At 62.9% G+C, this 23,239-nt stretch carries 19 protein-coding genes; 9 read left to right on the top strand and 10 right to left on the bottom strand.

The features are described 5' to 3' along the window. The gene (gene panB, locus QMG83_RS08590; RefSeq protein WP_283504955.1) at nucleotides 1-837 is read right to left on the bottom strand and encodes a 3-methyl-2-oxobutanoate hydroxymethyltransferase; all 837 of its coding nucleotides are present in this window, start codon (nucleotides 835-837) and stop codon (nucleotides 1-3) included. 74 nt (nucleotides 838-911) lie between these two features. On the opposite strand from panB, the gene QMG83_RS08585 reads away from it, so the two are divergent. From QMG83_RS08585 to QMG83_RS08575, 3 genes are all read left to right on the top strand, one after another. After that, nucleotides 912-2,249 carry a glutamine synthetase family protein gene (locus QMG83_RS08585; protein WP_283504954.1) on the top strand — a complete coding sequence of 446 codons (1,338 nt, stop codon included), beginning with the start codon at nucleotides 912-914 and terminating at the stop codon, nucleotides 2,247-2,249. Between the two features lie 15 nt (nucleotides 2,250-2,264). Then, a complete protein-coding gene (locus tag QMG83_RS08580) occupies nucleotides 2,265-5,204 on the top strand; it encodes a bifunctional [glutamine synthetase] adenylyltransferase/[glutamine synthetase]-adenylyl-L-tyrosine phosphorylase (protein ID WP_283504953.1) in 2,940 nt (979 codons plus the stop codon). Nucleotides 5,205-5,289: 85 nt separating this feature from the next. Continuing rightward, a complete protein-coding gene (locus QMG83_RS08575) occupies nucleotides 5,290-6,429 on the top strand; it encodes a hypothetical protein (RefSeq protein ID WP_283504952.1) in 1,140 nt (379 codons plus the stop codon). Nucleotides 6,430-6,568: 139 nt separating this feature from the next. On the opposite strand, the gene glnA is transcribed toward QMG83_RS08575, so the two are convergent. After that, nucleotides 6,569-7,993: a type I glutamate--ammonia ligase gene (glnA, locus tag QMG83_RS08570; protein ID WP_283504951.1), complete on the bottom strand. Its 1,425-nt coding sequence runs from the start codon at nucleotides 7,991-7,993 to the stop codon at nucleotides 6,569-6,571. A gap of 132 nt (nucleotides 7,994-8,125) precedes the next feature. On the opposite strand from glnA, the gene QMG83_RS08565 reads away from it, so the two are divergent. Beyond that, nucleotides 8,126-8,527, top strand: a complete 402-nt coding sequence (locus QMG83_RS08565; protein ID WP_283504950.1) for an RDD family protein — start codon at nucleotides 8,126-8,128, stop codon at nucleotides 8,525-8,527. A 17-nt stretch (nucleotides 8,528-8,544) separates the two neighbouring features. Here the strand turns inward: QMG83_RS08565 and QMG83_RS08560 are convergent, their stop codons facing one another. The 3 genes from QMG83_RS08560 to lipB are packed head-to-tail and all read right to left on the bottom strand — an operon-like array spanning nucleotide 8,545 to nucleotide 10,914. After that, complete coding sequence (locus tag QMG83_RS08560) at nucleotides 8,545-9,267, bottom strand: DUF4191 domain-containing protein (protein ID WP_283504949.1); 723 nt, start codon at nucleotides 9,265-9,267, stop codon at nucleotides 8,545-8,547. Nucleotides 9,268-9,271: 4 nt separating this feature from the next. After that, nucleotides 9,272-10,291 (bottom strand): lipoyl synthase, encoded by a 1,020-nt coding sequence (lipA, locus tag QMG83_RS08555; protein ID WP_283504948.1) that lies wholly within the window; start codon nucleotides 10,289-10,291, stop codon nucleotides 9,272-9,274. Next, complete coding sequence (gene lipB / locus QMG83_RS08550) at nucleotides 10,288-10,914, bottom strand: lipoyl(octanoyl) transferase LipB (protein ID WP_283504947.1); 627 nt, start codon at nucleotides 10,912-10,914, stop codon at nucleotides 10,288-10,290. Before lipB ends, lipA begins: the two co-directional genes overlap by 4 nt. A 130-nt stretch (nucleotides 10,915-11,044) precedes the next feature. Here lipB and QMG83_RS08545 point away from each other — a divergent pair, with 130 nt between their 5' ends. After that, nucleotides 11,045-12,409, top strand: a complete 1,365-nt coding sequence (locus tag QMG83_RS08545) for a protein kinase domain-containing protein (RefSeq protein WP_283505541.1) — start codon at nucleotides 11,045-11,047, stop codon at nucleotides 12,407-12,409. A 39-nt stretch (nucleotides 12,410-12,448) separates the two neighbouring features. Here the strand turns inward: QMG83_RS08545 and sucB are convergent, their stop codons facing one another. From sucB to QMG83_RS08530, 3 genes are all read right to left on the bottom strand, one after another. Continuing rightward, nucleotides 12,449-14,014: a 2-oxoglutarate dehydrogenase, E2 component, dihydrolipoamide succinyltransferase gene (gene sucB / locus QMG83_RS08540; RefSeq protein ID WP_283504946.1), complete on the bottom strand. Its 1,566-nt coding sequence runs from the start codon at nucleotides 14,012-14,014 to the stop codon at nucleotides 12,449-12,451. Nucleotides 14,015-14,075: 61 nt separating this feature from the next. Next, on the bottom strand, nucleotides 14,076-15,449 hold the full coding sequence (gene lpdA / locus QMG83_RS08535) for a dihydrolipoyl dehydrogenase (RefSeq protein WP_283504945.1): 1,374 nt from the start codon (nucleotides 15,447-15,449) through the stop codon (nucleotides 14,076-14,078). A 95-nt stretch (nucleotides 15,450-15,544) separates the two neighbouring features. Continuing rightward, the gene (locus QMG83_RS08530) at nucleotides 15,545-17,038 is read right to left on the bottom strand and encodes a leucyl aminopeptidase (RefSeq protein ID WP_283504944.1); all 1,494 of its coding nucleotides are present in this window, start codon (nucleotides 17,036-17,038) and stop codon (nucleotides 15,545-15,547) included. A 135-nt stretch (nucleotides 17,039-17,173) separates the two neighbouring features. On the opposite strand from QMG83_RS08530, the gene QMG83_RS08525 reads away from it, so the two are divergent. The 4 genes from QMG83_RS08525 to QMG83_RS08510 all read left to right on the top strand — a co-directional run bounded on the left by QMG83_RS08525 (nucleotide 17,174) and on the right by QMG83_RS08510 (nucleotide 21,775). Continuing rightward, nucleotides 17,174-18,097 carry a proteasome assembly chaperone family protein gene (locus QMG83_RS08525; protein ID WP_283504943.1) on the top strand — a complete coding sequence of 308 codons (924 nt, stop codon included), beginning with the start codon at nucleotides 17,174-17,176 and terminating at the stop codon, nucleotides 18,095-18,097. Nucleotides 18,098-18,151: 54 nt separating this feature from the next. Continuing rightward, the gene (locus QMG83_RS08520) at nucleotides 18,152-19,489 is read left to right on the top strand and encodes an MFS transporter (protein WP_283504942.1); all 1,338 of its coding nucleotides are present in this window, start codon (nucleotides 18,152-18,154) and stop codon (nucleotides 19,487-19,489) included. Nucleotides 19,490-19,725: 236 nt separating this feature from the next. Beyond that, on the top strand, nucleotides 19,726-21,060 hold the full coding sequence (locus QMG83_RS08515; protein ID WP_283504941.1) for an RNA polymerase sigma factor: 1,335 nt from the start codon (nucleotides 19,726-19,728) through the stop codon (nucleotides 21,058-21,060). A gap of 19 nt (nucleotides 21,061-21,079) precedes the next feature. Next, entirely contained in the window at nucleotides 21,080-21,775 is a 696-nt protein-coding gene (locus QMG83_RS08510) for a coenzyme F420-0:L-glutamate ligase (protein WP_283505540.1), read from the top strand. A 22-nt stretch (nucleotides 21,776-21,797) separates the two neighbouring features. On the opposite strand, the gene QMG83_RS08505 is transcribed toward QMG83_RS08510, so the two are convergent. Beyond that, the gene (locus tag QMG83_RS08505; protein WP_283504940.1) at nucleotides 21,798-22,799 is read right to left on the bottom strand and encodes a sugar-transfer associated ATP-grasp domain-containing protein; all 1,002 of its coding nucleotides are present in this window, start codon (nucleotides 22,797-22,799) and stop codon (nucleotides 21,798-21,800) included. 84 nt (nucleotides 22,800-22,883) lie between these two features. Next, nucleotides 22,884-23,108, bottom strand: a complete 225-nt coding sequence (locus tag QMG83_RS08500; protein WP_283504939.1) for a DUF7455 domain-containing protein — start codon at nucleotides 23,106-23,108, stop codon at nucleotides 22,884-22,886. Between the last annotated feature and the right edge of the window lie 131 nt (nucleotides 23,109-23,239).

The following is a 23,239-nucleotide window of genomic DNA, read 5'->3' as shown; positions in this document are numbered from 1 at the left end:
TCAGTCCTGGTAGGAGTGCTCCGGACCGGGGTATGTGCCTTCTGCAACGTCCCCCCGGTATTCGGCCACGGCATCCGACAGGCTCTGCCGCAGGTTCGCATATTGCTTCACAAACTTCGGGATGCGACCCTTCGTCAGCCCGGCCCAGTCGGTCCAGACGAGCAACTGACCATCAACATCGGGTCCCGCTCCAACACCGATGGTGGGGATGGAGAGCTCCTTGGTCACGCGTGCTGCGGCTTCGGCAGGCACCATCTCGAGCACCACGGCGAACGCGCCGGCCTTCTCGACGGCGTGCGCGTCAGCCAGCAGTTGTTCGATGCCTTCGCCACGACCCTGAATGACGTGCCCACCGAGGCCATGCTCGCTTTGCGGGGTGAAGCCGATGTGAGCCATGAGGGGGATGCCCGCGCTCACTATTCGCTTGATCTGTTTGGCGCTCCGCACCCCGCCCTCGAGTTTGACGGCGTGAGCGCCGGTCTCCTTCATGAAGCGGAAGGCCGTGTGCAGCGCCTCATCCGGGCCGGACTCGTATGAGCCGAAGGGCATATCCGCCACCACAAACGCTCGGGTGACGGCCCCTGCGACGGCCCTGGTGAGAGGAATGAGGTCATCGATGGTCACGGGGAGCGTCGAATCGTAGCCGTAGACATTGTTGCCGGCCGAGTCACCCACCAGCAGAAAATCGATGCCGGCCTCGTCGAAAATGCCCGCGGTCAGCTGGTCATAGCTGGTGAGACCGGTGATCTTGATTCCGTTGTCTTTGGCACTCTGAAAATGCCTCGTGCGGATGCGCTTGAGATTGGCCTGGGCTGCAACTGCGGTGGGGTCAGTCATAACTGGGAGTCTAGCCAGCGCGGTACTCTGGTAGCGCTGCCCGACGGCAGTCGAATGGATTGAAAAGGAGCTTGATGGACAAGCAGCGCGACTTCGTTCTCCGCACCATCGAGGAGCGGGGCATTAAGTTCATCAGGCTCTGGTTCACGGATGTCGTCGGCACCCTCAAGAGCGTCGCTATCGCTCCTGCCGAGGTCGAGGGAGCATTCGCCGAGGGACTCGGGTTCGATGGCTCGGCCATTGAGGGCTTTACGCGCGCCTATGAGGCGGACATGCTCGCCCATCCAGACCCCACAACGTTCCAGATCCTGCCGTGGCGTGGAGAGATCGACCCGACTGCGCGGATGTTCTGCGACATCTCCACACCCGACGGACAGCCGGCGGGCTCAGACCCGCGAAACGTGCTGAAGCGCACCCTCGCCAAGGCCGCCGATCGCGGATTCACGTTCTACACGCATCCCGAGATCGAGTTTTACCTGCTGAAGTCGTCGAAGTTGAAGGGCGGCAAGCCGGAGCCCGTCGACTCCGCTGGATTCTTCGACAACGTCCCCGGTGGCACGGCTCACGATTTCCGTCGTCGGTCTGTGCGAATGCTCGAAGACCTCGGAATCTCGGTCGAGTTCAGCCATCACGAGGCTGGCCCCGGCCAGAACGAGATCGACCTCCGCTACGCAGACGCACTGACCACCGCCGACAACATCATGACCTTCCGCACGGTGGTCAAGGAGGTCGCAATCGAGCAGGGCGTGTACGCGACCTTCATGCCCAAGCCGATGTCGGGACATCCCGGATCTGGGATGCACACCCACATGTCTCTGTTTGAGGGGGATTCCAACGCGTTCTACGACGCGAGCGGGCACTACCAGCTGTCGAAGATCGGCAGGCAGTTCGTTGCTGGCCTGCTCAAGCACGCGCCGGAGATCACGGCAGTGACCAACCAGTTCGTCAACTCCTACAAGCGACTCTGGGGCGGCGACGAGGCGCCAAGCTTCGTCACCTGGGGCCACAACAACCGCTCGGCGCTGGTGCGCGTTCCGCTCTACAAGCCGAACAAGGGGCAGAGCGCTCGGGTTGAATACCGCGCGATCGATTCGGCAGCCAACCCCTATCTTTCGTACTCGCTGCTGCTCGCAGCGGGGTTGAAGGGCATCGAGGAGGGCTACGAGTTGCCTCCAGAGGCCGAGGACAACGTCTGGGAGCTGTCAGACTCCGAGCGCCGTGCGCTGGGCTACAGCCAGCTGCCTGCCTCGCTCGACCACGCTGTGTCGATCATGGAGGGCTCCGAACTCGTCGCCGAGACCCTCGGTGAGCAGGTGTTCAACTATGTACTGCTCAACAAGCGGCGCGAGTGGAGAGAATACCGGGCGCAGGTGACGCCCTACGAACTGGAGTCCAACCTCGAGATGCTGTAATCCGGGGTACGCACCATGCAGAGGTCACAGGTAACGCTGACTGAACTTGCCAGGCTCGGTTTCGCCGAGCTCGCCTCGGCGAGCCGCGGGCTCGACGAGCTGGACATGCCTGCACTCGTTCCCCATTTCGCATCCGCTGCCGACCCGGATCAGGCGTTGCGGGCGGTGCTTGCACTTCGCGACAATTCGCCGGCCGAGGCGCAGGCCGTGCTGGACGACACGGATGCCGCGGGGCGCCTCATCCAGATTTTGGGAGCGTCCACGGGGCTAGGAGACTTCTTCGTTCGCAGACCGGGGCAACTCGAGGCGCTGCGCACCGTGCTCACAGCGCCCCCGGTCGCCGAAGAGTACGAAGCTGACCTTCTGGACTGCGTCTCAGCGCTGAGCGGCGAGGAAGCCTGGGTGGCACTGCGCGTGCGCTACCGGCGCCACCTGGCTCAACTGGCTGCGTGGGATCTGTGCCAGCCAGACCCGTTGGCAGCGGTCGATCGCGTGGCGGCCGCGCTTGCAGACCTGGCGGGCGCTGCGCTCGACGCAGCGATCGCGATCGCGCGACGGGACGTGAAATTTCCGGCGGATGAGGTTGCCGCAACCACCTTCTCCGTCATCGGAATGGGCAAGGCAGGCGCCCGGGAACTGAACTACCTCTCAGACGTCGATGTGATCTTCGTTGTCGACGGCGAGGGCGACCTGGCCGCCGACAGGGCCGTCCAGATCGGAACACGCATCGCGCTGGCCACGATGAAGGCCATCAACGACCTGGCGCCCGAGCCTGGCCTGTGGGAGGTCGATGCGAACCTCCGGCCGGAAGGCAAGGACGGCGCCCTCGTACGAACGCTCGAGTCCCACGTCGCCTATTACGAGCGCTGGGCGAAAAGCTGGGAGTTCCAGGCACTGTTGAAAGCGCGTCCGCTCGCGGGCGATCGTGAACTGGGCCAACGGTATATCGATGCTTTGTCGCCGATGGTGTGGTCGAGCGCGTCTCGCGAGAATTTTGTCGAATCCGTGCAGCGGATGCGCGAGCGAGTGACGGCCAATATCCCGAGCGACGAACTCGATGTTCAGCTCAAGCTGGGGCCGGGCGGGCTGCGTGACGTCGAGTTCACCATCCAGCTCCTGCAACTGGTGCACGGGCAGACCGACGAGAACGTTCGCGAGGTCGCGAGCCTGCCGGCGCTCGTTGCTCTCGCCGAGCATGGCTACATCGGTCGGGTGGAGGCATCCGAATTTGCTCTCGACTACCGCTTTTTGCGACTACTTGAGCATCGGATCCAGTTGTCGCGGATGCGCCGAACCCACCTCATGCCGACTGACCCCGACACGCTTCGCGTCCTGGCCAGATCGAGCGGGATCGCCCCAACGGCCGCCAACCTCATCGAGCAGTGGCAACGCACCAAACAGGCGGTGAGGCGATTGCACGAGCGGCTGTTCTATCGCCCGCTCCTGTCTGCGGTAGCCGCCCTTCCCGATGGCGGAATCGCGCTGTCGACCGGTCAGGCGGAGGCCAGGCTCGCTGCCATCGGCTTCACGGATCCACGCGGCGCGCTGAAGCACATCGGAGCGCTCACCGGCGGGGTGTCGCGCCGGGCCAGCATCCAGCGGGCGCTGCTCCCCGTCATGCTCGAGTGGTTCGCCGAGGGTGCAGACCCCGATCGCGGCCTGCTGTCGTTTCGTAAGCTGAGCGAAGACCTCGGGGAAACCTACTGGTTTCTGCGCATGCTGCGTGACTCATCCGGTGCGGCAGAACGGCTGACGCAGGTGCTATCCGGGTCGAAGTTCGTCAGCGATATTTTCGAGCGTATCCCTGAGGCCGCGGCCTGGCTGGAGAACGACGCAGACCTCCGCCCAAGGACTCTCGAGACTCTGCTCGAGGAGACACGGGCGATAGCCGCCAGGCACGAGGGTGATCTTGACGCTGCGGCCCTGGCGCTGCGCACCGCCCGACGAAGGGAGGTGCTCAGAACAGCCCTCGGCGCCATCCTCGGCATGACGTCCATCGAAGAAATGGGAACTGCCCTCTCCGACATCACCACGACGGTCCTGACCGGGGCCCTCGCCCTGGTGCACCGCTACGGCGACGGGATCGAGTTCGGCATCATCGCCATGGGCCGCTACGGGGGAGGCGAGCTGGGATTCGGTTCGGACGCCGACATCATGTACGTCTACCGGGCGGCCGGAATCCCTGATGAAGACGCCCAGCGGCGAGCCGAGCAGATCGTCAAGGGGCTCAGCAAGTACACCGAAGATCTCAGAATCCCGCTTGACCTCGATATCGGTCTGCGTCCGGAGGGCAAGAATGGCGCGATGGTTCGCTCGCTCGATTCGTATCGCGCGTATTACGCCCGTTGGTCACTTACCTGGGAGGCTCAGGCCCTGTTACGGGCACGGGGGGTCGTGGGAGATCCGGGCGTACTAGATGCGTTCGAACAGCTCGCAAACGAGGTGCGGTATCCGGAGCAGATCTCTGAACAGGATGTGCGCGAGGTCAAGCGCATCAAGGCCCGTGTCGAGTCGGAGCGGCTTCCCCAGGCCGCCGATCCTTCGCGTCACCTCAAGCTGGGGCGGGGGAGTCTCAGTGATGTCGAGTGGTTCGTGCAGCTTCAGCAGCTTCAGCACGGAGCAGCCGTGGAGGGGCTGAGGACGACATCCACTCTGGACGCGCTTGCCGCCGCGGTAAAAGAAAAGCTGATCCCGGCCGATGAGGCCCGAAAGCTTCGGGATGCGTGGGTTTTCGCTTCCCGCGCACGCTCCGCCATGACGCTGTGGACATCGAAGACTGCTGATGTGCTCCCGACGGACCGCCAACAGCTTGAGGGCGTTGCCCGGCTCCTCGAATATCCACCTGGTTCGGCAAGCCAGCTGGAGGAGGACTACCTGCGAAAGACGCGACTCGCCAGACAGGTCTTCGAGAAACGTTTCTACGGGCCGCCTTCGCGCGGTCCCACCAACGGCTAGCGATCCGCCTCTCCTGCCTGCGATAGTGACGCAATCGTCATCCCACGCCCGGCCGAGCAGACCCTTCCGCCGCTATTGTTGGGCCATGACGCGACGATTCATCACTTCTGCCGCCTGCGTGGCCATCGCCGTAATGCTGGCGGGGTGCGCGACTCCCGGGATTGCGCCGGTTGCTGAGCCGACGCAGAATGCGTCGTCGACGCCAACCCCGCAGGAAACCGCGGACCCGACAGTACCGCCCGCCAACCGGTTCGGACTGGAATGCGACTCGCTGGTCTCAGCCAGTGCAATCATTACGCTCTTCGATCAGCCCCTCGCGCCGGGTCCTGGCGCTGCCAGCCTGAACAGTTGGAGGGACGCACTGGTTGCGGATACCGCTCTCGTCTGCCGTTGGGGTGAGGGCCCGTATCTGGACGGGTACGGCACCTCGATCGACATCATCGCGGGGTCGAGCGGGCCCGAAAGCCTTGACACGCTCGCCGCACTGGATCGGCCGGAAATCCACCGGCCCACTCGCGTGGACGGCATCGGGGAATCGGCCTGGAATTCCTGTTCTGACGCGTCCGATGATGTGTCGGGTATCAGGTTCTCGTGTACTTGGACCATTGAAGTCAACGGCACCTGGATATACATCTCGTTGAACGGCATTCCCGCGTCGGAGGTAGACCTCGGCACGAATCGGGATGAATTGGGTCGACTGGTCGTGTCGTCGCATCCCGGTTCGTCGAGCGAGCAACTCGTCTCGGAGGTAGCGACGAAGATCGGTACCGCAGCTGTGCACTCGATACCTGCCGCTCTCGGAATCATGCCCGACTGCGAATCGCTCTTCGATTGGGAGGCCATCTCGGCCGAGATCAACCTCCCGCTTGAGAATGTGGAGGCGTTTGGTGTAGACCCCTCGAACCCTCTGCTGAGCGCCGCGGTGATTGGTGAGATCTCGTCCACCGCGCTAACCCGACAGTCGGTCAGGCACTGCAACGCTTCATTTCGGAGCGCCGACCAGTATTCACACGCATGGATTAGCGTGTCAGCAGTTCCCGGCGCCCAGTGGCTCGAAGCAAGTGGCCTTTGGTTGGGTTGGCGGGCGCAGGAATGCTACAACTACGAAGGTGGGCCGCTCTGCGAGATGAGTACTTTCACCGACACTGCAGCGGTGAACATCAGCGCCAGCGGCCACGAGCGAGACGATATCGCGGCGCTCGCTCTCGCGCACTTCAATGGCTGAACGCCGAACCGCCTCCCCGAACCGCGTCCCCCGGTGAGATCGACACCGATGCGATCAGTGTGGCTTCCTCGGACGGGAACCGGTTAACGACCTTCGGCCGCATCCTCGAAAGGATACGGCCGAAGGTGTTGGGTACGTGCTACACCGAGTAGTACAGCTCGAACTCGAACGGAGTCGGGCGCTGCGCGGCCGGGATGATCTCCTTGTCGCGCTTGTACGCGATCCAGGTCTCAATGAGGTCGGTGGTGAACACGTTGCCTTCCGTGAGGAAGTCGTGGTCGGCCTCAAGGGCGCGCAGAGCTTCCTCGAGTGATGCCGGCACCTGCGGGATCAGCCTGGCCTCCTCGGGGGGAAGCTCGTACAGGTCCTTGTCGACGGGCTCGTGCGGCTCGATCTTGTTCTTGATGCCGTCGAGTCCAGCCATCATCTGCGCAGCGAAGGCGAGGTAGGGGTTGCTGGACGCGTCAGGCGCGCGGAACTCGATGCGCTTGGCCTTGGGGTTCGTGCCCGTGATCGGGATGCGGATCGAGGCCGACCGGTTGCCGGCCGAATAGACCAGGTTGACGGGAGCTTCGAATCCGGGGATCAGGCGACGGTACGAGTTGAGCGTCGGGTTCGTGAACGCGAGCACCGCTGGAGCGTGCTTGAGCAGCCCGCCGATGTACCAGCGTGCGATGTCGCTCAGTCCGCCGTAACCCTTCTCGTCGTAGAACAACGGCACGCCGTCGTTCCACAGCGACTGGTGGGTGTGCATTCCCGAGCCGTTGTCTCCAAAGAGCGGCTTCGGCATGAACGTGACGGTCTTGCCCCACTCGAGCGCGGTGTTCTTGATGATGTACTTGAACTTCAGCAGGTCATCCGCAGCGTGAACCATGGTGTCGAAGCGGTAGTTGATCTCGGCCTGGCCTCCGGTGCCCACCTCGTGGTGTGCACGCTCGAGGATGAGGCCTGCGTCGATGAGCTTGAGGCACATGTCATCGCGAAGGTCTGCCTGCTTGTCGACGGGGCTGACCGGAAAGTAGCCGCCCTTGAAGGGTGTCTTGTTTCCGAGGTTGCCGCCCTCTTCGGAGCGACCTGAGTTCCAGGCACCCTCGTCGGAGTCGACAGACCAGAAGCTGCCGTTCTGCTTCACCTCGTAGCGCACGTCGTCGAAGATGTAGAACTCAGCTTCGGGAGCGAAGAAGGCCGTGTCCGCGATTCCGGTAGACGCGAGGTATTTCTCTGCCTTCTTGGCAACCTGGCGCGGGTCACGGCCGTAGATCTCGCCGTTGCGAGGGTTGTAGATGTCAAAGACCATGATGAGCGTGCGCTCAGTGCGGAAGGGGTCGATGTATGCCGTGGTCACATCCGGAATCAGCTGCATGTCTGATTCGTGGATCGAGGCGAAGCCCCGGATGGATGAGCCGTCGAACATCTGGCCGACGGAGAAGAACTCCTCGTCGACTGTTGACGCCGGGATGTTGAAGTGCTGCTGTACACCGGGAAGATCGGTGAAGCGGAGATCAAGGAACTTGACGTCAGTGTCCTTGATGAACTTGAGCACTTCGGAGGAATCACTGAACATAGGTAAAACTCCAATGAGCTTGGTACTGATCGGCAGCGAACACCGCCACCGTCGAGGTTACGCGATAGGAGTTTCCCCGCGGTCACGCAAATGTTTCCGGCATGTTACGCGTGGCCGGATCTGTAGTCTTGGATGGTGTCGACAGTCTCCGCCGCCCCATGGCCAGGTAAGAGGCTCGGGCTTCCCGAATCCGGGGCGAGGTCGATCGCCCGTCCGGGCAGACGGTTTGCCGCTATCGCCGTCGATTGGGCGAGCGCCGTATTGATCTCGGTCGCATTTTTCAACTACGACCCGCTGGCAACTCTCGCGGTCTTCGCGGTCGCCCAGTCCGTCTTTCTTTTGACCGCGAACGGATCTCTGGGTCATCTCCTGCTCGGGATGCGTGTCGTTCCGCTGCAGGGCGGCTACCTGGGGGCGTGGCGCCCCCTGGTGCGCACGATTCTGCTATGTCTCGTGATCCCGGCGGTTATCTGGGACGCCGACCAACGCGGAATGCACGACAGGCTCGTCGGAACTATCCTCGTTCGCCGATAGCGCCGGTCAGACCGGGATCAGCGGGCGCGCGGTGCCCGTACCTTGGACGGGTCCATGCCCTTGGGGATGGGGAGGCCGTTGCGTCCGAGGGAATTCAGACGATTCGACACGGCCAGAATCTCGGGCTTACGCAGCGCTGACTTGATTGCTCGAAGCTTGACGGGCAACTTGTGCAGCGGAATGGACTCGGCGTCCGGGCCCACGTAGAGGAATGTGACAGGAACGTTCGGCAGGAGCCGCACGACGTTCTTACGTTCGGCTTCGAGCATGGGCTGTGTGCGGCTGCGCGGGCCTTCGCCGATGAGCGCGATGCCACCGCGGCCGACGGCGCGGTAGACGGCATCCTGAGTCTTCGGGCTGACCGCAACCGGCATCTCGCTCGCGGTCCACCCACGACGCAGTGAGCTCTTCAGCACGGCGCCGACGGCACCGGGCTGGCCCGCGATCTGGCCGTAGGCGGCGCGTTCTGCGCGCCGACCCAAAACGATCAGGAATGCCAGGATGCCGCCGAGAACACCGGCAACGATGTACAGCACAAACCCGAGCACCTGGTCGCCAGAGAGAAGGAAAGCCAGCAGCAGACCAACCAGTACAGGGACCAGGAATGCGAGCAGCAGGAACCAGATCGCGAGGTTGTCGTACCGCCTCGTCATCTGGAAGACCTGATACATCTGCTTCAGACGGCCGGGCTCCTTGGGAGCCTTAGGAGTCGCGGGCGCGGAGTTAGTGGTGCGTGCCATGATCCTAGGATACGGCCTCTGTCGACGCTGCCTGAGCGAACCCGAGGTTTGCGTCTGCGAGGTGTTTGAGCGCCTCAGGGATGGAACGTCCTTTGCCCTTCATCGATCGAGCCCACAGGCGACCGGCGCGATAGCTCGAGCGCACCAGCGGCCCCGACAACACACCGAGGAATCCGATCTCTTCTGCGGCAGCGCTGAACTCCACGAACTCCTGCGGCTTAACCCATCTGGCTACGGGGAGGTGGCGGGGTGTCGGGCGAAGATACTGGGTGATCGTGATGATGTCCGTCCCCGCATCGTGAAGGTCCTGGAGGGCCTGGATCACTTCGGCGGGCTCTTCGCCCATGCCGAGAATCAGGTTTGACTTGGTGATGAGGCCGGCGTTTCGGGCCTGACTGATGACTCCGAGCGATCGATCGTAAGTAAACGCTGGTCGGATGCGCTTGAAGATTCGCGGCACAGTCTCCACGTTGTGGGCAAAGACCTCCGGCCGGGATGAGAAGACCTCTGCGAGCAGATCCGGGTTGCCGGAGAAGTCGGTGGCCAGAATCTCGACGCCCGTCTCCGGATTTTGGTCGTGGATCTGCCGCACGGTTTCTGCGTGCAGCCAGGCGCCCTCGTCGGGCAGGTCATCGCGCGCGACTCCCGTGACGGTGGCGTATCTGAGATTCATCTTCGTGACAGACTCTGCGACTCTGCGCGGTTCGTCCCGGTCGTAGTCCGCAGGCTTCCCGGTGTCGATCTGGCAGAAGTCGCAGCGTCTGGTGCACTGGCTGCCGCCGATGAGGAACGTCGCCTCACGGTCCTCCCAGCATTCGAAGATGTTCGGGCAACCGGCCTCCTGGCAGACCGTGTGCAGATTCTCGCCCTTGACGAGTTCCTGCAGCTGGCGATACTCGGGTCCCATTTTGGCGACCGTCTTGATCCATTCGGGCTTGCGCTCGATCGGCGTCTCGGCGTTACGCACCTCTAGACGGAGCAGCTTTCGGGTGCCGTGCTGCTGGGCTGAAGTGTCGATGCTCATGCCGCGTTCACCAAACTGTTCGAAAACGCCGCGCGCACATGCTGCACAGCCTCATGGGTCGACACATCCCGACCGAGTTCACGCGAGATGGATGTCGCTGTGGCGCCGACGATCCCGCACGCCACGATTCGGTCATACGCGTCGAAGGAGTTGTCGCAGTTCAACGCGAAGCCGTGCATGGTGACACCGTGCGAAACCCTGATGCCAATGGCGGCAATCTTGGCGTTCTCACCGATCCACACCCCTGATCGGCCGTCGACGCGATTCGACTCGAGGCCCATGGCGCTGAGCGCCTCCATGAGGATGCCCTCGAGCCTGCGCACGTACCCCACGACGTCGATGGGTTCGGCGAGCCTGAGGATCGGATACCCGACCAGCTGACCAGGCCCGTGCCACGTGATCTTGCCGCCGCGGTCGACGTCGATGACCTCGGTGCCATCCCGCGGCCTCTCATGATCCTCCGTACGCTTCCCGGCGGTGTAGACCGACGGATGCTCCAGAAAGATCACGGTGTCAGGTGAACGACCGTTCACTACTGCATCATGGGTTGCGCGTTGAAGCTCAAGTGCTTCCAAGTACGGCACGGAGTTGGCGCTTAGCCCCGCGACGACATAGTCGATCACGCAACGAGTCTACGTCCAGAAGTGCGACCGGCCCTCCGCTCCCGCACAGCGCGCGGCGGCCGAGGCATCCCACACCTTCCGAGATGAAGGCAACGGCCGCACGGTTCGCAGCGACACTGGTGGCGTGGTGATGGAATCTTTAGGTGGCTATCGTCTCGTCCGAAAACTTGGCGAGGGCGCCCGGGCTGAGGTGTTCCTGGGGCATCCCCTCCGGGTCGCGGAGGACGCGATTCCGGCGGCAATCAAGATCTTCCGCCCCGCTGTCACCCAGATCTCCATCACGCGGGAAATCGAGGCGTTGTCCCGAGCCGCGGGGGAGCACACAGTCTCACTGCTCGATCTGACGACCGCCCCGGATGGCGCTCCAGCCCTGATCATCGCCCGCTGTGCGGATGGCAGTGTGGGCAAGCTGATTCGATCAAGACCAGAACTTCGGCCGGGGGAGGCGATCACCATTCTGGCGCCCATTGCCGCGACTCTCGAGCGCCTGCATCAGGCTGGGGTGGCACACGGCGCTGTCCGCCCCGACGCCGTGCTTTTCGATGCGGCAGGCACGCCGACGCTCGGTTGTTTCGGGCAGGCACAGCTTCTCTCCCCGGGGTTGTCCCTCGCTGCGCGCGAGGCAGAAGCGGCTTGTTCGGCCGATCTCAGAGCGATGAAGCAATTCGCGATGACGGTGCTCGATCAGGTGCGCGGCGACTCTACGAGCGCAATCGTGGAGTGGCTGCGCAACTCTGAGCCGACCGACACAGGCTGGCTCGACATCCTCATCGACGGGCTGTTTGGCGTGGGAGATCCTGCGCCGGTCGATGTACGCCAGCATCCCGAGAGTGCGGTGCCCTCGGTGCCGTCGAGGGTGTTGAGGGGCTCACCCCTCCCCAGCGACGCGGAGCCTAGCGAGCACGCTCCGACGATTCTCGCTGGCCTTGCTGTGCCTGAGTTCGTGACCAGGTGGCTACCCCGGCAGCATGATGGGGCACGCGCACTGGCGCAGGTTCGAGCCGCGATATCCGGTGTCCGGCTACGTTTCTGGTTGGGGGGCGGGGTCGCGGCCGCCCTCCTGTTTCTCGCGTTGGTCTTCGTGCCACAGCCAGTCACAGGCGTCGCGCCTGCGGCGCCACAGTCGTCGGCGCCCGCGTCGGCTTCCCCAGTCGTCCCGGACGCTCTGGTGGGGGATGACCCGGCTGCTGCGGCGCTTGCGTTGCTCGCCGCTCGTGAGTCGTGCATCCGGAACATGTCTGTGCTGTGCCTCGACGGAGTCGTTCAGGCAGATTCGGCTGCTGCCGAGGCAGACCGGACACTGGTGCGCGATCTGCAGGCAGGGAACGAGCTGCCTGCCCCGTGGCGCGTTTCACCGGAGCACGTCGTTGTCGACGAGCGTCTCGGCGATTCGGCGATCATCAGCCTGGGAGACCCCGCGAACGACAAACCGGCCTCGCTGCTTCTGATGAAGAGCGAGGCCGGTTGGCGAATACGGGATTACCTTGAACCGTGATGGGCCCCATATTTCAGAAGGCCCGCACGCGGATCAGATTCAGATGCCGAGGTTTCCCTCGAACTCTCCTGCTTCGAGACGGTCCTTGACGGCGACCAGGAAGCGAGCAGCGTCGGCGCCATCGACGATGCGGTGGTCGTAGCTCAGAGCCAGATAGACCATTGACCGGATCGCGATCGCGTCGCCTGCTGCGTCACTAACGACAACCGGCTTCTTCGCGACGATACCGGTGCCCAGGATCGCGGACTGTGGCAGGAAGACGATCGGGGTGTCGAAGAGTGCTCCCCGCGATCCCGTGTTCGTCAGGGTGAAGGTTCCACCGGCCAGCTCATCGGGCTTCAGCTTGTTGTCACGGGTACGAGCCGCGAGGTCAGCAATCTGACCAGCGAATCCGGCGAGGTCGAGTGACGCCGCATCCCTGATCACCGGTGTGAGGAGTCCGCGCTCGGTGTCAACCGCGATCGCCATGTTCTCCTGCGGCGGGTACACGATGGTGTCTCCGTCGATGGTCGCGTTGATGATGGGGTTGGCGGTGAGAGCTTCAGCAGCGGCCAGCGCGAAGAACGGCAGGAACGAGAGCTTCTGTCCGGTCTTGGCCTGGAAGTCTGCCTTGACCCGGTTACGCAGGTTGGCGACGAGCGTGACGTCAACCTCGACAACTGAGGTGAGCTGCGCTGACGTCTGCATCGAGATGACGGCACGTTCCGCGATGACCTTGCGCAGACGTGACATGGGTACCGTCGTTCCGCGCAACGGCGAGATCTGTGGTGCCTCTGCCTTGGCGGCGGGAGCGCTTGACGTCTCGGCGGCAGCGGATTCTGCTGCGCTCGATGCTTCGAGCACATCCTGCTTTCGGATGCGACCGCCGACGCCGGTTCCGGCGAGCCCGTCGAGTGCAACTCCATGCTCGTTCGCGAGCTTGCGAACGAGCGGTGTCACGTAACCTGCGTGGGCGTCCGGAGCGGGACTAGGGGCTTCTGCGGTCGCTGCAGGAGCTGCAGCGGCCCGGTCGGCTGGCGCCGTGGCTGCCTCGGCTGGGGCTGCCGCCGGAGCCTGAGCTGGGGCTGCTGCCGCCGGAGCCTGGGCAGGGGCTGCTTCCTCAGCAGGTGCCGGGGCCTCGGTGGAGGGAACCTCTGCGACGGGAGCTTCCTCGGCCGGAGCTTCGGCTACTGCCGCTGGCGTCACGGGTGAGGCAGGCTCGGCTTCGGGCTCCGAAGCTACGGGAGCCTCTGCAGCGGGAGCTTCCGCCGCGGGTGCCTCAGCAGCAGGTGCTTCGGCGGCGGGAGCCTCCTCTGCGGGTGCTTCCGCCGCGGGTGCCTCAGCAGCGGGAGCCTCCTCTGCGGGAGCCTCAGCAGCGGGGGCCTCGGCTCCGCTGCCGATGGTGACCAGTACGGTTCCCACTTCGACGGTCTCATCTTCGGCGACCAGGATCGCCTCGATGACCCCCGCGATGGGAGAAGGAATCTCGGTGTCGACCTTGTCGGTCGAGACTTCGAGCAGCGGCTCATCCACCTCGACTCGGTCGCCAACCTGCTTTAGCCAGCGGGTGACCGTACCCTCGGTGACACTCTCACCGAGTGCTGGAAGGCTGACGGATTCGCTCATCAGTGATGCTCCTTAGTGACGCTTGCACGCATTAGCTTAGTTTGGCGATGGAGTCGGTCGACTAGATCGCGTGGAGTGGTTTGCCGGCCAGCGCGAGGAATGCCTCGCCGAGGGCCTCGTTCTGAGTGGGATGTGCGTGGAGCAGCGGTGCGATGTCTTCGGGATAGGCCTCCCAGTTCACCGCGAGCTGTGCTTCGCCGATGAGCTCGCCGACGCGCGCGCCGATCATGTGGACGCCAACCACCGGCCCGTCATTGACGCGAACGACCTTAACGAGTCCGGCAGTGCCGATGATGTGGCTCTTTCCGTTTCCCGCGAGGTTGTAGTCGTATGACGAGATCTTGTCGGCGCCGTACTGCTCTGCTGCTTTCGCCTCCGACAGGCCCACCGAGGCAACCTCGGGGTCGCTGTAGGTCACCTTCGGAATGTTCGCATCGTCGACGACGATCGGGTTCAAACCAGCAAGTTCTTCGGCGACGAAGATGCCCTGCTGGAACCCACGATGAGCGAGCTGCAGACCGGGAACGATATCGCCGACCGCGTAGACACCGGGGATGTTCGTGGCGAGACGTTCGTTCGTGATCACGAAGCCGCGATCCATGGTTACGCCGACCTCCTCGAAACCGAGGTTCGCGGTGACTGGCCCACGGCCAACGGCAACCAGCATGAGTTCGGCTTCGAAGGTCTTGCCATCCTCGAGGGTGACAACGACGCCGTCATCGTTCTGCGTGACACTCTGGAATCGAGTGCCGAGGTTGAAGTTGATTCCACGCTTGCGGAAGGCACGCTCGAACTGCTTGCTGATTGCCTCGTCCTCGTTGGGAACGAGGTGAGGCAGGGCTTCGATGATCTGAACATCGGATCCCCAGCTCTTCCAGACGCTCGAGAACTCCACGCCGATGACCCCGCCGCCAAGCACGATGACCTTCTTTGGCACGAAGTCCAGTTCGAGGGCCTGCTCAGAGGTGATGACCCGGCCACCGATCTCGAGCCCGGGCAGCGAACGGGAGTACGAGCCGGTGGCGAGGATGACGTTCTTGCCAGTGACGGTGTCGTCGCCGACCTGCACGGTCGTGGGGGAGATGAGCTTCCCCTCACCTTCGATCGTGGTGATGCCCCGAGCCTTGATCAGGCCCTGGAGGCCCTTGAACTTGCTGGACACGACCTCTTGACGGTAGGCGGTGACCGCTGCAATGTCGACGCCACCGAAGGTCGATGTGATGCCGTACTTTGCGGATTCGCGTGTGACGTCAGCAACCTCAGCTGAGTGGAGCAGAGCCTTCGTCGGAATGCACCCGACGTGGAGGCACGTGCCGCCGACCTTGTTTTTCTCGATGAGTCCAACGGTCATTCCCAGTTGGCTTGCCCGAAGCGCAGCGGCATAGCCGCCACTTCCGCCACCGAGAACAACAAGGTCAAAAGTGTGCTCTGACAATACAGCTACTCCTCTGTAAGGATCCGTGCCCCGGCGCGCCAATACAGGTGGTGAGCGGTCGGGCTGAGCGGAGAAAACCCGCCTAAAACACCTTACTACGATCGAGAAAATTCCTCAGCCAGCTCGATGAGCGCGCGCACCGAAACACCCGTGGGTCCCTTGCCCGTGAATCCCCATCCCGAGCCACCATTGTTGGCGGGGCCAGCGATATCGAGGTGGGCCCAGGGGATCGACTTCTGATCATCGCCCTCGCCATTCGTGCCCACGAATTCACGCAGGAATGCGGCGGCGATCATCATTCCACCAGCGGTGTTTCCGGGCTTGATGTTTGCAATGTCCGCGAGGTCCGACGCAAGCAACGGTCGCAGCTCGGCGGCGATGGGCATGTGCCACAAAGTCTCGCCGACCCTGGAGCCTGCGGCAACGATCGACCTTGCCAGCTCCTCGTCGCCCATCGTGCCCACGTATCTGCTGCCCAACGCGACGACGGCGGCTCCCGTCAGGGTCGCAACGTCGATGATCGCGTCCGGGTGTTCCTCGCTCGCAGCGGCCAGTCCGTCGGCAAGAACGAGTCGACCCTCCGCGTCGGTGTTCAGCACCTCAATGGTCTTTCCGCCCCTGGCGGTGATGACGTCGTTCGGACGCATGGCGGAGCCCGACGGCAGGTTCTCCGCGAGGCACAACCATGCCGTGACCCGCACCGGCAGCCCGAGCCGAGCGATGGCCAGCGTGACAGCGAGAACCGTCGCGGCTCCCGTCATGTCGTACTTCATGCCGATCATGGATGCCGGCGGCTTGAGTGAAAGTCCGCCTGAGTCGAACGTGATCCCCTTGCCGACCAAAGCAATATGCCGTGTGGCGCCGGCCGGCGAATATGCCACCTTCACGAGGCGCGGACCGCGGGTCGACCCGAGCCCAACACCGAGAATTCCGCCGAACCCACCTGCCGTCAGTTCAGGCACGCCGAGCACATCGACGGTGACGTCGTCGTGCACAGACAGCGCCACGGCGGCGTCAGCAAAGGTTTCGGGGTAGAGGTCGTTGGGCGGCGAGTTGACGAGGTCACGCACAGTGTGGATGGCCTGTGCGATTGCGCCCGCGCGTTCAACGAGGTCGTCGTTGGAGGTCGCAGCGGCGACCGTGATGTGCTTCGCCGGCAGCGTGGTGCTCTCAAGAGAACTCGCCCGGTACTGCGTGTATGCGTACGCGCCAATGGCTGACCCTTCGAGAACGGCCAGCACCGCCTCGTCGTCGGCGACGGGAAGACCGAACAGCAGGGATTCGATTCCGCGAAGCTGCCTCGCAGCTGACCCGGCGGCGTAGCGCAGAGTTTCGGGGCTGATGGGGGCTGACCCCAGACCGACCAGCGCGATGCTGCGCACTGACGGATTGATGCTCGGAACCCTTTGTACTTCATCCTGCGCACCCGTCACCCCAATGGCGGCAAGCGACTGCTGCAGCTCTCTCAGCGCAGGATCATCAGTCTGTAATTGTGGGCCATCGCCAGTCTTCAACACTCCGAGCACGAGTACGTCGGCGTCGATCGAGAGCAGTGGCTGGGCGGATACAACGAGCGTGGCAACGGTCATTTGCCCATCGTATCGAGGCAAACTGAGGCGGTTTGACGCCACGGGCCTGCAGTGGTTCGGTCTGTTCGCTCTCGGCGCTACGCCCGCGCACCCTTTGGACGGGTTCGAAACGGGAGGCGCGATTAGGCTTGAAACATGCAAAATCCGGCTGGCCTCTACGACCTCACACCAGATATCACGGTGCCCGTGGGTCTCAATCTGGTCGCGGCTCTCACGGGATTTTCGGACGCTGGTTCTGCGGTCACACAGTTGAGTGACTACCTGCTCGACACCATGAGCCACTCGGTCGTTGCGCGATTCGACAACGACACCCTCCTCGACTACCGCGCCCGGCGCCCCACTATCTATTTCGACCAGGATCACGTCGCGGACTACACGCCCCTTGCTCTGAACCTGTACCTCATGAAGGACGAACTCGATCAGCCGTTCCTGCTGCTCACCGGGTACGAGCCCGACTTCCAGTGGGATCGCTTCACCGCCGCGGTGTTGCAGCTCATCGCGAGGTATGAGGTCAAGGCGACGACCTGGGTGCACGCGATCCCGATGCCGGTTCCCCACACCAGGCCCGTCGGCACCACCGTGAGTGGAAATCGCACGGAACTGATCGAGACCATGTCACTGTGGCGCCCGCGTACCCAGGCGCCAGCCAACGCCCTGCACCTCCTCGAATATCGCCTGAGTGAGCTCTCCCACCCGGTTGCCGGCTTCGTGCTTCTCATTCCTCACTACCTGGCGGAGACCGAATACCCTCTTGCCGCGGTCTCTGCCATTGAGAGCGTGAGCGCGGCCACCGGCCTGATCTTTCCGACCGACCGCCTGCGTGAAGAGGGCAGGGAGTTTCTGGCGAAGATCGATGGACAGGTCGAGAACAACCAGGAGCTGGCTCGGCTGGTCGGCACCCTGGAAGAACGTCACGACAGCTACATCCAGGACAATCCGCTGCGGTCGCCGCTGACCGATATCGATGGCGCACTTCCGTCGGCGGACGAGATCGCCGCCGAATTGCAGAATTTTCTTGCATCCAGGCGCAACGGCGACGATTCGGCCCCCTCGATCTGACTCCCGCGCGCCGACTCGACGGTGCCGGGATTCCGATCCCATAGAATTAGTACGATGAATTCACGTCGCGCCTGGGTGATCTACGGGGTCGTGACATTCGCCTACATCGTGGCCTTCATGCAGCGGAGTTCGCTCGGTATCTCTGCCGTCGAGGCGACGGAACGATTCGACGTAGCGGCGACGGCCCTCTCGGCGTTGGCGGTCGTGCAACTCGCTGTCTACGCGGCGCTGCAGATACCCGTCGGCGTGATACTGGACAGAGTCGGGCCCAAGCTTCTGCTCGTCGTCGGAGCCTCCTTGATGGTGACCGGCCAGGTCATCCTTGCGGTGTCTCCCAACCTCGGCATCGCTATTGCGGGTCGTGTGCTGGTCGGCGCCGGGGATGCCATGACGTTCATCTCCGCCATCCGGCTTCTGGCCTCGTGGTTCTCGGGCCGACAACTGACCTTTGTGTCGCAGATCTTTGGCACCCTCGGCCAGTTCGGGCAGTTGCTCTCTGCCTTCCCGCTGTCTTTCGCGCTGCACGCTTTCGGATGGACGCCCACCTATCTCTCGGCTGCGGCGTTGTCCGTGATCGCTGTCGTCGCGCTGACCGTCGTCGTGAGCAACGCCCCCGCAAGCGCCGGAGCGCCGGTCGCCACGGCGCCACGGCAATCGTGGGGCGCCTCGTGGCATCACCTTCGCGAAAGCCTGGCGCGGCCGGGAACGCAGCTGGGATTCTGGTCGCACTTCGTGACTCAGTCATCCCTGACCACTTTTACCCTTCTCTGGGGATTCCCGTTTCTCTCGGTGGGACTGGGATACGGACCTTCCGGGGCGGCCGTGCTGATCACCGTGACCGTCGCCAGCGCGCTGGTCAGCGGTCCCATCCTGGGAATTCTGAGCGCACGTTACCCATTCCGCCGGAGCAATATCGTGCTCGGCATCGTTGCCGCCATGGCGGTGGCGTGGGGCGTCGTTCTGGCCTGGCCGGGCACTCCACCGACCTGGGTTGTCGTAATACTCCTGCTTGTCATTGCGGTGGGGGGCCCTGGCTCACTCATCGGGTTTGATTTTGCGCGCAGCTTCAATCCGATGCGCGCCTACGGCTCGGCGAGCGGCATCGTCAACGTGGGGGGCTTCCTCGCCACGTTTGTGATGATGTTTCTCATTGCGGTGGCTCTGGATGTCATTGATAAGACCAGCGGCGGTACGGGGTTGCCCGCCGAGCTGTATGCGTTCGACTCATTCCGGATCGCATTTCTTGTGCAGTACCTCGTCGTCGGTGGCGGAGTGGTGTTCCTGCTGCACGCACGGAGTCGAACACGTCGAAGGATGCATGACGAAGAGGGAATAGAGGTGGCGCCGGTCTGGGTTGCACTGGTGCGTGGTTGGCGCAAGCTTCGGGACTGACCCGGGCCGAGGCCAGCATCCGGGCGGGAATCTAGCTCAAGGTTTTCGGTTATAGGGGCAATTGCTTGCATCTGTCAATAGCCGGGCAAAAGTCGTGCAATAATTGAACACAAGACCCGGTCTAGTTCCGTCGTTTACGTCATCCCGGTGATGACACGGCCCAGAACTTGACAAGGGTCTTAGTGCTGTCCAAAAACAGCGAACACCCTGCCCAAAACTCCTGAAAGGTGTTTCGAATGGCAACCCGAGCGAAAACAGACACAGTCGACGACGAGGTCGTTGAGACCCCCGTTGCCGCGAAGAAGGCGCCGGCGAAGGCCGCTGCGGCCAAGGCGCCGGCGAAGGCCGCTGCAGTCAAGGCACCCACTAAAGCCGCTGCGGCAAAGGCACCCACGAAGGCTGCTGCCGCGAAAGCCGCAGCTGCCGCAAAGGCGACGAAGAAGTCGGCCGCGGAAGCCGGAGAAGAACACGATGCCGAAAGCGTCGCCGCGCTGAAGAACGGTGATGGCGCGGACTCGGACGACGCGAGTGACGACGACGACGACGAGAACCCGAAATCCGCCAGCAAGGATGAGGCGCTTCCTACCGGAGCCCTCGTTCTCTCGCTGGTCGACGATGACGACGACGTCCCGGTCTACTCGGCGGCTATTACCGGAGCTACTGCCGACCCGGTCAAGGACTACCTGAAGCAGATCGGAAAGGTCGCACTTCTCAACGCGGCCGAAGAGGTCGAGCTGGCCATGCGCATCGAAGCCGGGTTGTTCGCGGAAGACAAGCTCTCTGGCATGTCTGCTACCGAACTTCGATCGGCCGTCGGGCGGGAACTTCAGTGGGTGGCCAAAGATGGCCAGCGCGCGAAGAGCCACCTCCTCGGAGCTAACCTTCGCCTGGTTGTGTCACTCGCCAAGCGCTACACGGGTCGAGGCATGCAGTTCCTCGACCTCATCCAGGAAGGAAACCTGGGCCTCATCCGTGCCGTTGAGAAATTCGACTACACGAAGGGCTTCAAGTTCTCGACCTATGCGACATGGTGGATCCGCCAGGCCATCACCCGTGCCATGGCAGACCAGGCGCGCACCATCCGTATTCCAGTGCACATGGTTGAGGTCATTAACAAGCTCGCGCGAGTTCAGCGCCAGATGTTGCAGGACCTTGGCCGGGAGCCCACCCCAGAAGAACTGTCGCGCGAGCTGGACATGACGCCCGAGAAGGTCATCGAGGTTCAGAAGTACGGCCGTGAGCCCATCTCGTTGCACACCCCGCTCGGTGAGGATGGTGACAGCGAATTCGGTGACCTGATCGAGGACACCGAGGCCGTCGTCCCCGCGGACGCCGTCGGATTCACGATGCTTCAGAAGCAGCTCGAGAGCCTGCTCGACTCGCTGTCTGAGCGAGAAGCCGGCGTTATTCGTATGCGATTCGGTCTTGGTGATGGCATGCCGAAGACACTCGATCAGATCGGCGACACCTTTGGCGTGACGCGTGAGCGCATCCGCCAGATCGAATCGAAGACCATGGCGAAGCTGCGCCACCCGTCCCGATCGCAGTCGCTGCGCGACTACCTCGAGTAGACCGGTGACTGAGAGCACGATGGCGCAGGCCAACGAAGGCAAGCCGCTGACAGTGACGGTTGACGGTATCGCCTACCAGCGCATCCCGATCAAGACGCATGTCGTCATGCGTGACGACATCCTTCTGGATGTCATCACGAAATACGCGGGCGATGCCGTTCGTGATGGTGATGTCTTTTTCGTCACGGAGAAGATCGTCGGCATCACCCAGGGCCGCGCGTTCCCGCTGGAGGACATCAAGCCCCGGAAGCTCGCTGTGACCCTGTCACGGTATGTCACCAAGACATCGCACGGCATCGGGCTGGGTATCCCCGAGACCATGGAGATGGCACTGCGCGAGTGCGGTACTCCGCGGATCCTCCTGGCGGCCGCCGTTGCAGCTGTGACCAAAGCAGTCGGGCGCCGCGGTGACTTCTACCGGGTTGCCGGTCCGAAGGCGCGCGCGATCGACGGCCCCACCAAGAACACGATTCCTCCATACGACTCGCAGGTAGTGCTTGGCCCTGCGCGTCCCGACGGCGTTGCCGCCGATGTGAAGGCTGCCCTGGGCAAGTCGATCGACGTTCTCGTTGTCGACATCAATGACTTCGGTGGGAACATTCTGGGCTCGACCGCCGGCCGTGCCGTCGACGAACTGATGGTTCGCATTCTGAAGGACAACCCGCTGGGTCAGGACAGGCAGTCAACTCCGATGGGCATTATCCGTCGAGCCTGAGCCGCCGGTCCGGCGGTAATGGTCAGAAGTCGATGACCTCGCGGAAGCGGGGGAGAAGACCGATCTTGTTGCCGGTGAGGCTCGGCTTCATCTGAAAGACGCCGGTGTTGTAGTTGCCCTCGATGATCACTGGACCGTGTTCACCGATTGCGACATCCCATCCCACGTAGGGAATCTCGGGCACGATTCGGGAGATCGTGTCGAGGAGTTGCAAGACCTCGTCGTACAGGGGCACCTGGAATCCGACGATGGGCGTTCCCGTGAGTGGGTGTTCGTCAAAGGTGTTCGCGAACTTGTCGAACGCCCCGAATCCGGCAATTCCGGTCTTCTCATCGAGCACCGTGTACATGCCACCACGGCCGTAATTGTCGACGTCAGCGCCGTTGCCCATGCGCAGCACAGCTTCCATCACGTGCACGGTGGTGCCGTCAAAGAAGGTGATCAAGCGCAGAGAGTTGACACTCGCAGGTGAGAGCGAGGCCATCTTTGGATGCTGGACAATGAACGCTTCCACCAGGTACTGCTCATGTGCGAGCAGTTCAGCGCGGAAGAGTTCATAGCTCGTAATGTCGGCGTGGCGATACTTCTGGATGCCAGCACCACTCATCCCGTCGACTCGCTTGACCATCACCATGTCGTGAGCAGTCACGAACTGCTGCAGCTCGACGGCTGAAGTCGTGCGCACGTCGAGCCACTCACGACCGAGGTATTCGTTGAAGAGCGCGTTGAAGGTCGGCTTGTCGAAGAATTTCTCGCGGAAGGCGCGTTGGTTGTACTTCACGACGATGGAGTTGGCGTTGCCGCTCGTGATCCACGTTCGTCGTTCTCGGCGGTTCAGCGACCAGAACTCGAACTCCTGATAGTCAAGGTAACCGGCCTGATAGATCACCGAACAGAGCGCCATGTCGACGAGGATGATCGCTCGGGGCTTTCCGCTCTCGGTTGCCACCGAAGCGGCAACGACAAACATGTTGCGAACGTCGAGACTCTTCAAGCGCGAGAGGTAATGCCTGATGCGTTTCACGGTACTCCTGGCGATGAGCTGTCTATGGCAAAGAAATGAGGGCCGGCGTAAACGCCGACCCTCAAAAACCTAGTGTGTGGGGGATCAGACCGTGCGGTCTTCGAGAAGTCTGCTCGACTCGTCGTGCCAGTTCAGGGCGGTGGGGAACAGCTTCGCTTTGAACTGGTTGCCGTGGTGTGCGCAGAACAGCAGGTCGCCGCTGTTGAGCGTCACGCGAATGTACGCCTGTGCGCCGCAGCTGTCGCAACGGTCGAGAGCCGAGAGGGTGTAATCCGTTGCGGGGTCTAGCTCGGTGGTGATGTGAGACATGAGCGGCTCCATTCGGGTCGACGCGATAACTTCCGTGACTCAATACAAACACGACTGTGTTACAGCGACGCGTCATTTGCCGGGTATTTCGCTGAACGCGTAGCGGGCAATCCGTTGACGTCACTTCTCCG

Origin of the sequence: Salinibacterium sp. G-O1, from assembly GCF_030063305.1 — a bacterium.
Taxonomy (GTDB): Bacteria; Actinomycetota; Actinomycetes; order Actinomycetales; family Microbacteriaceae; genus Rhodoglobus.
This window is presented reverse-complemented; position numbering and strand designations above follow the sequence as displayed.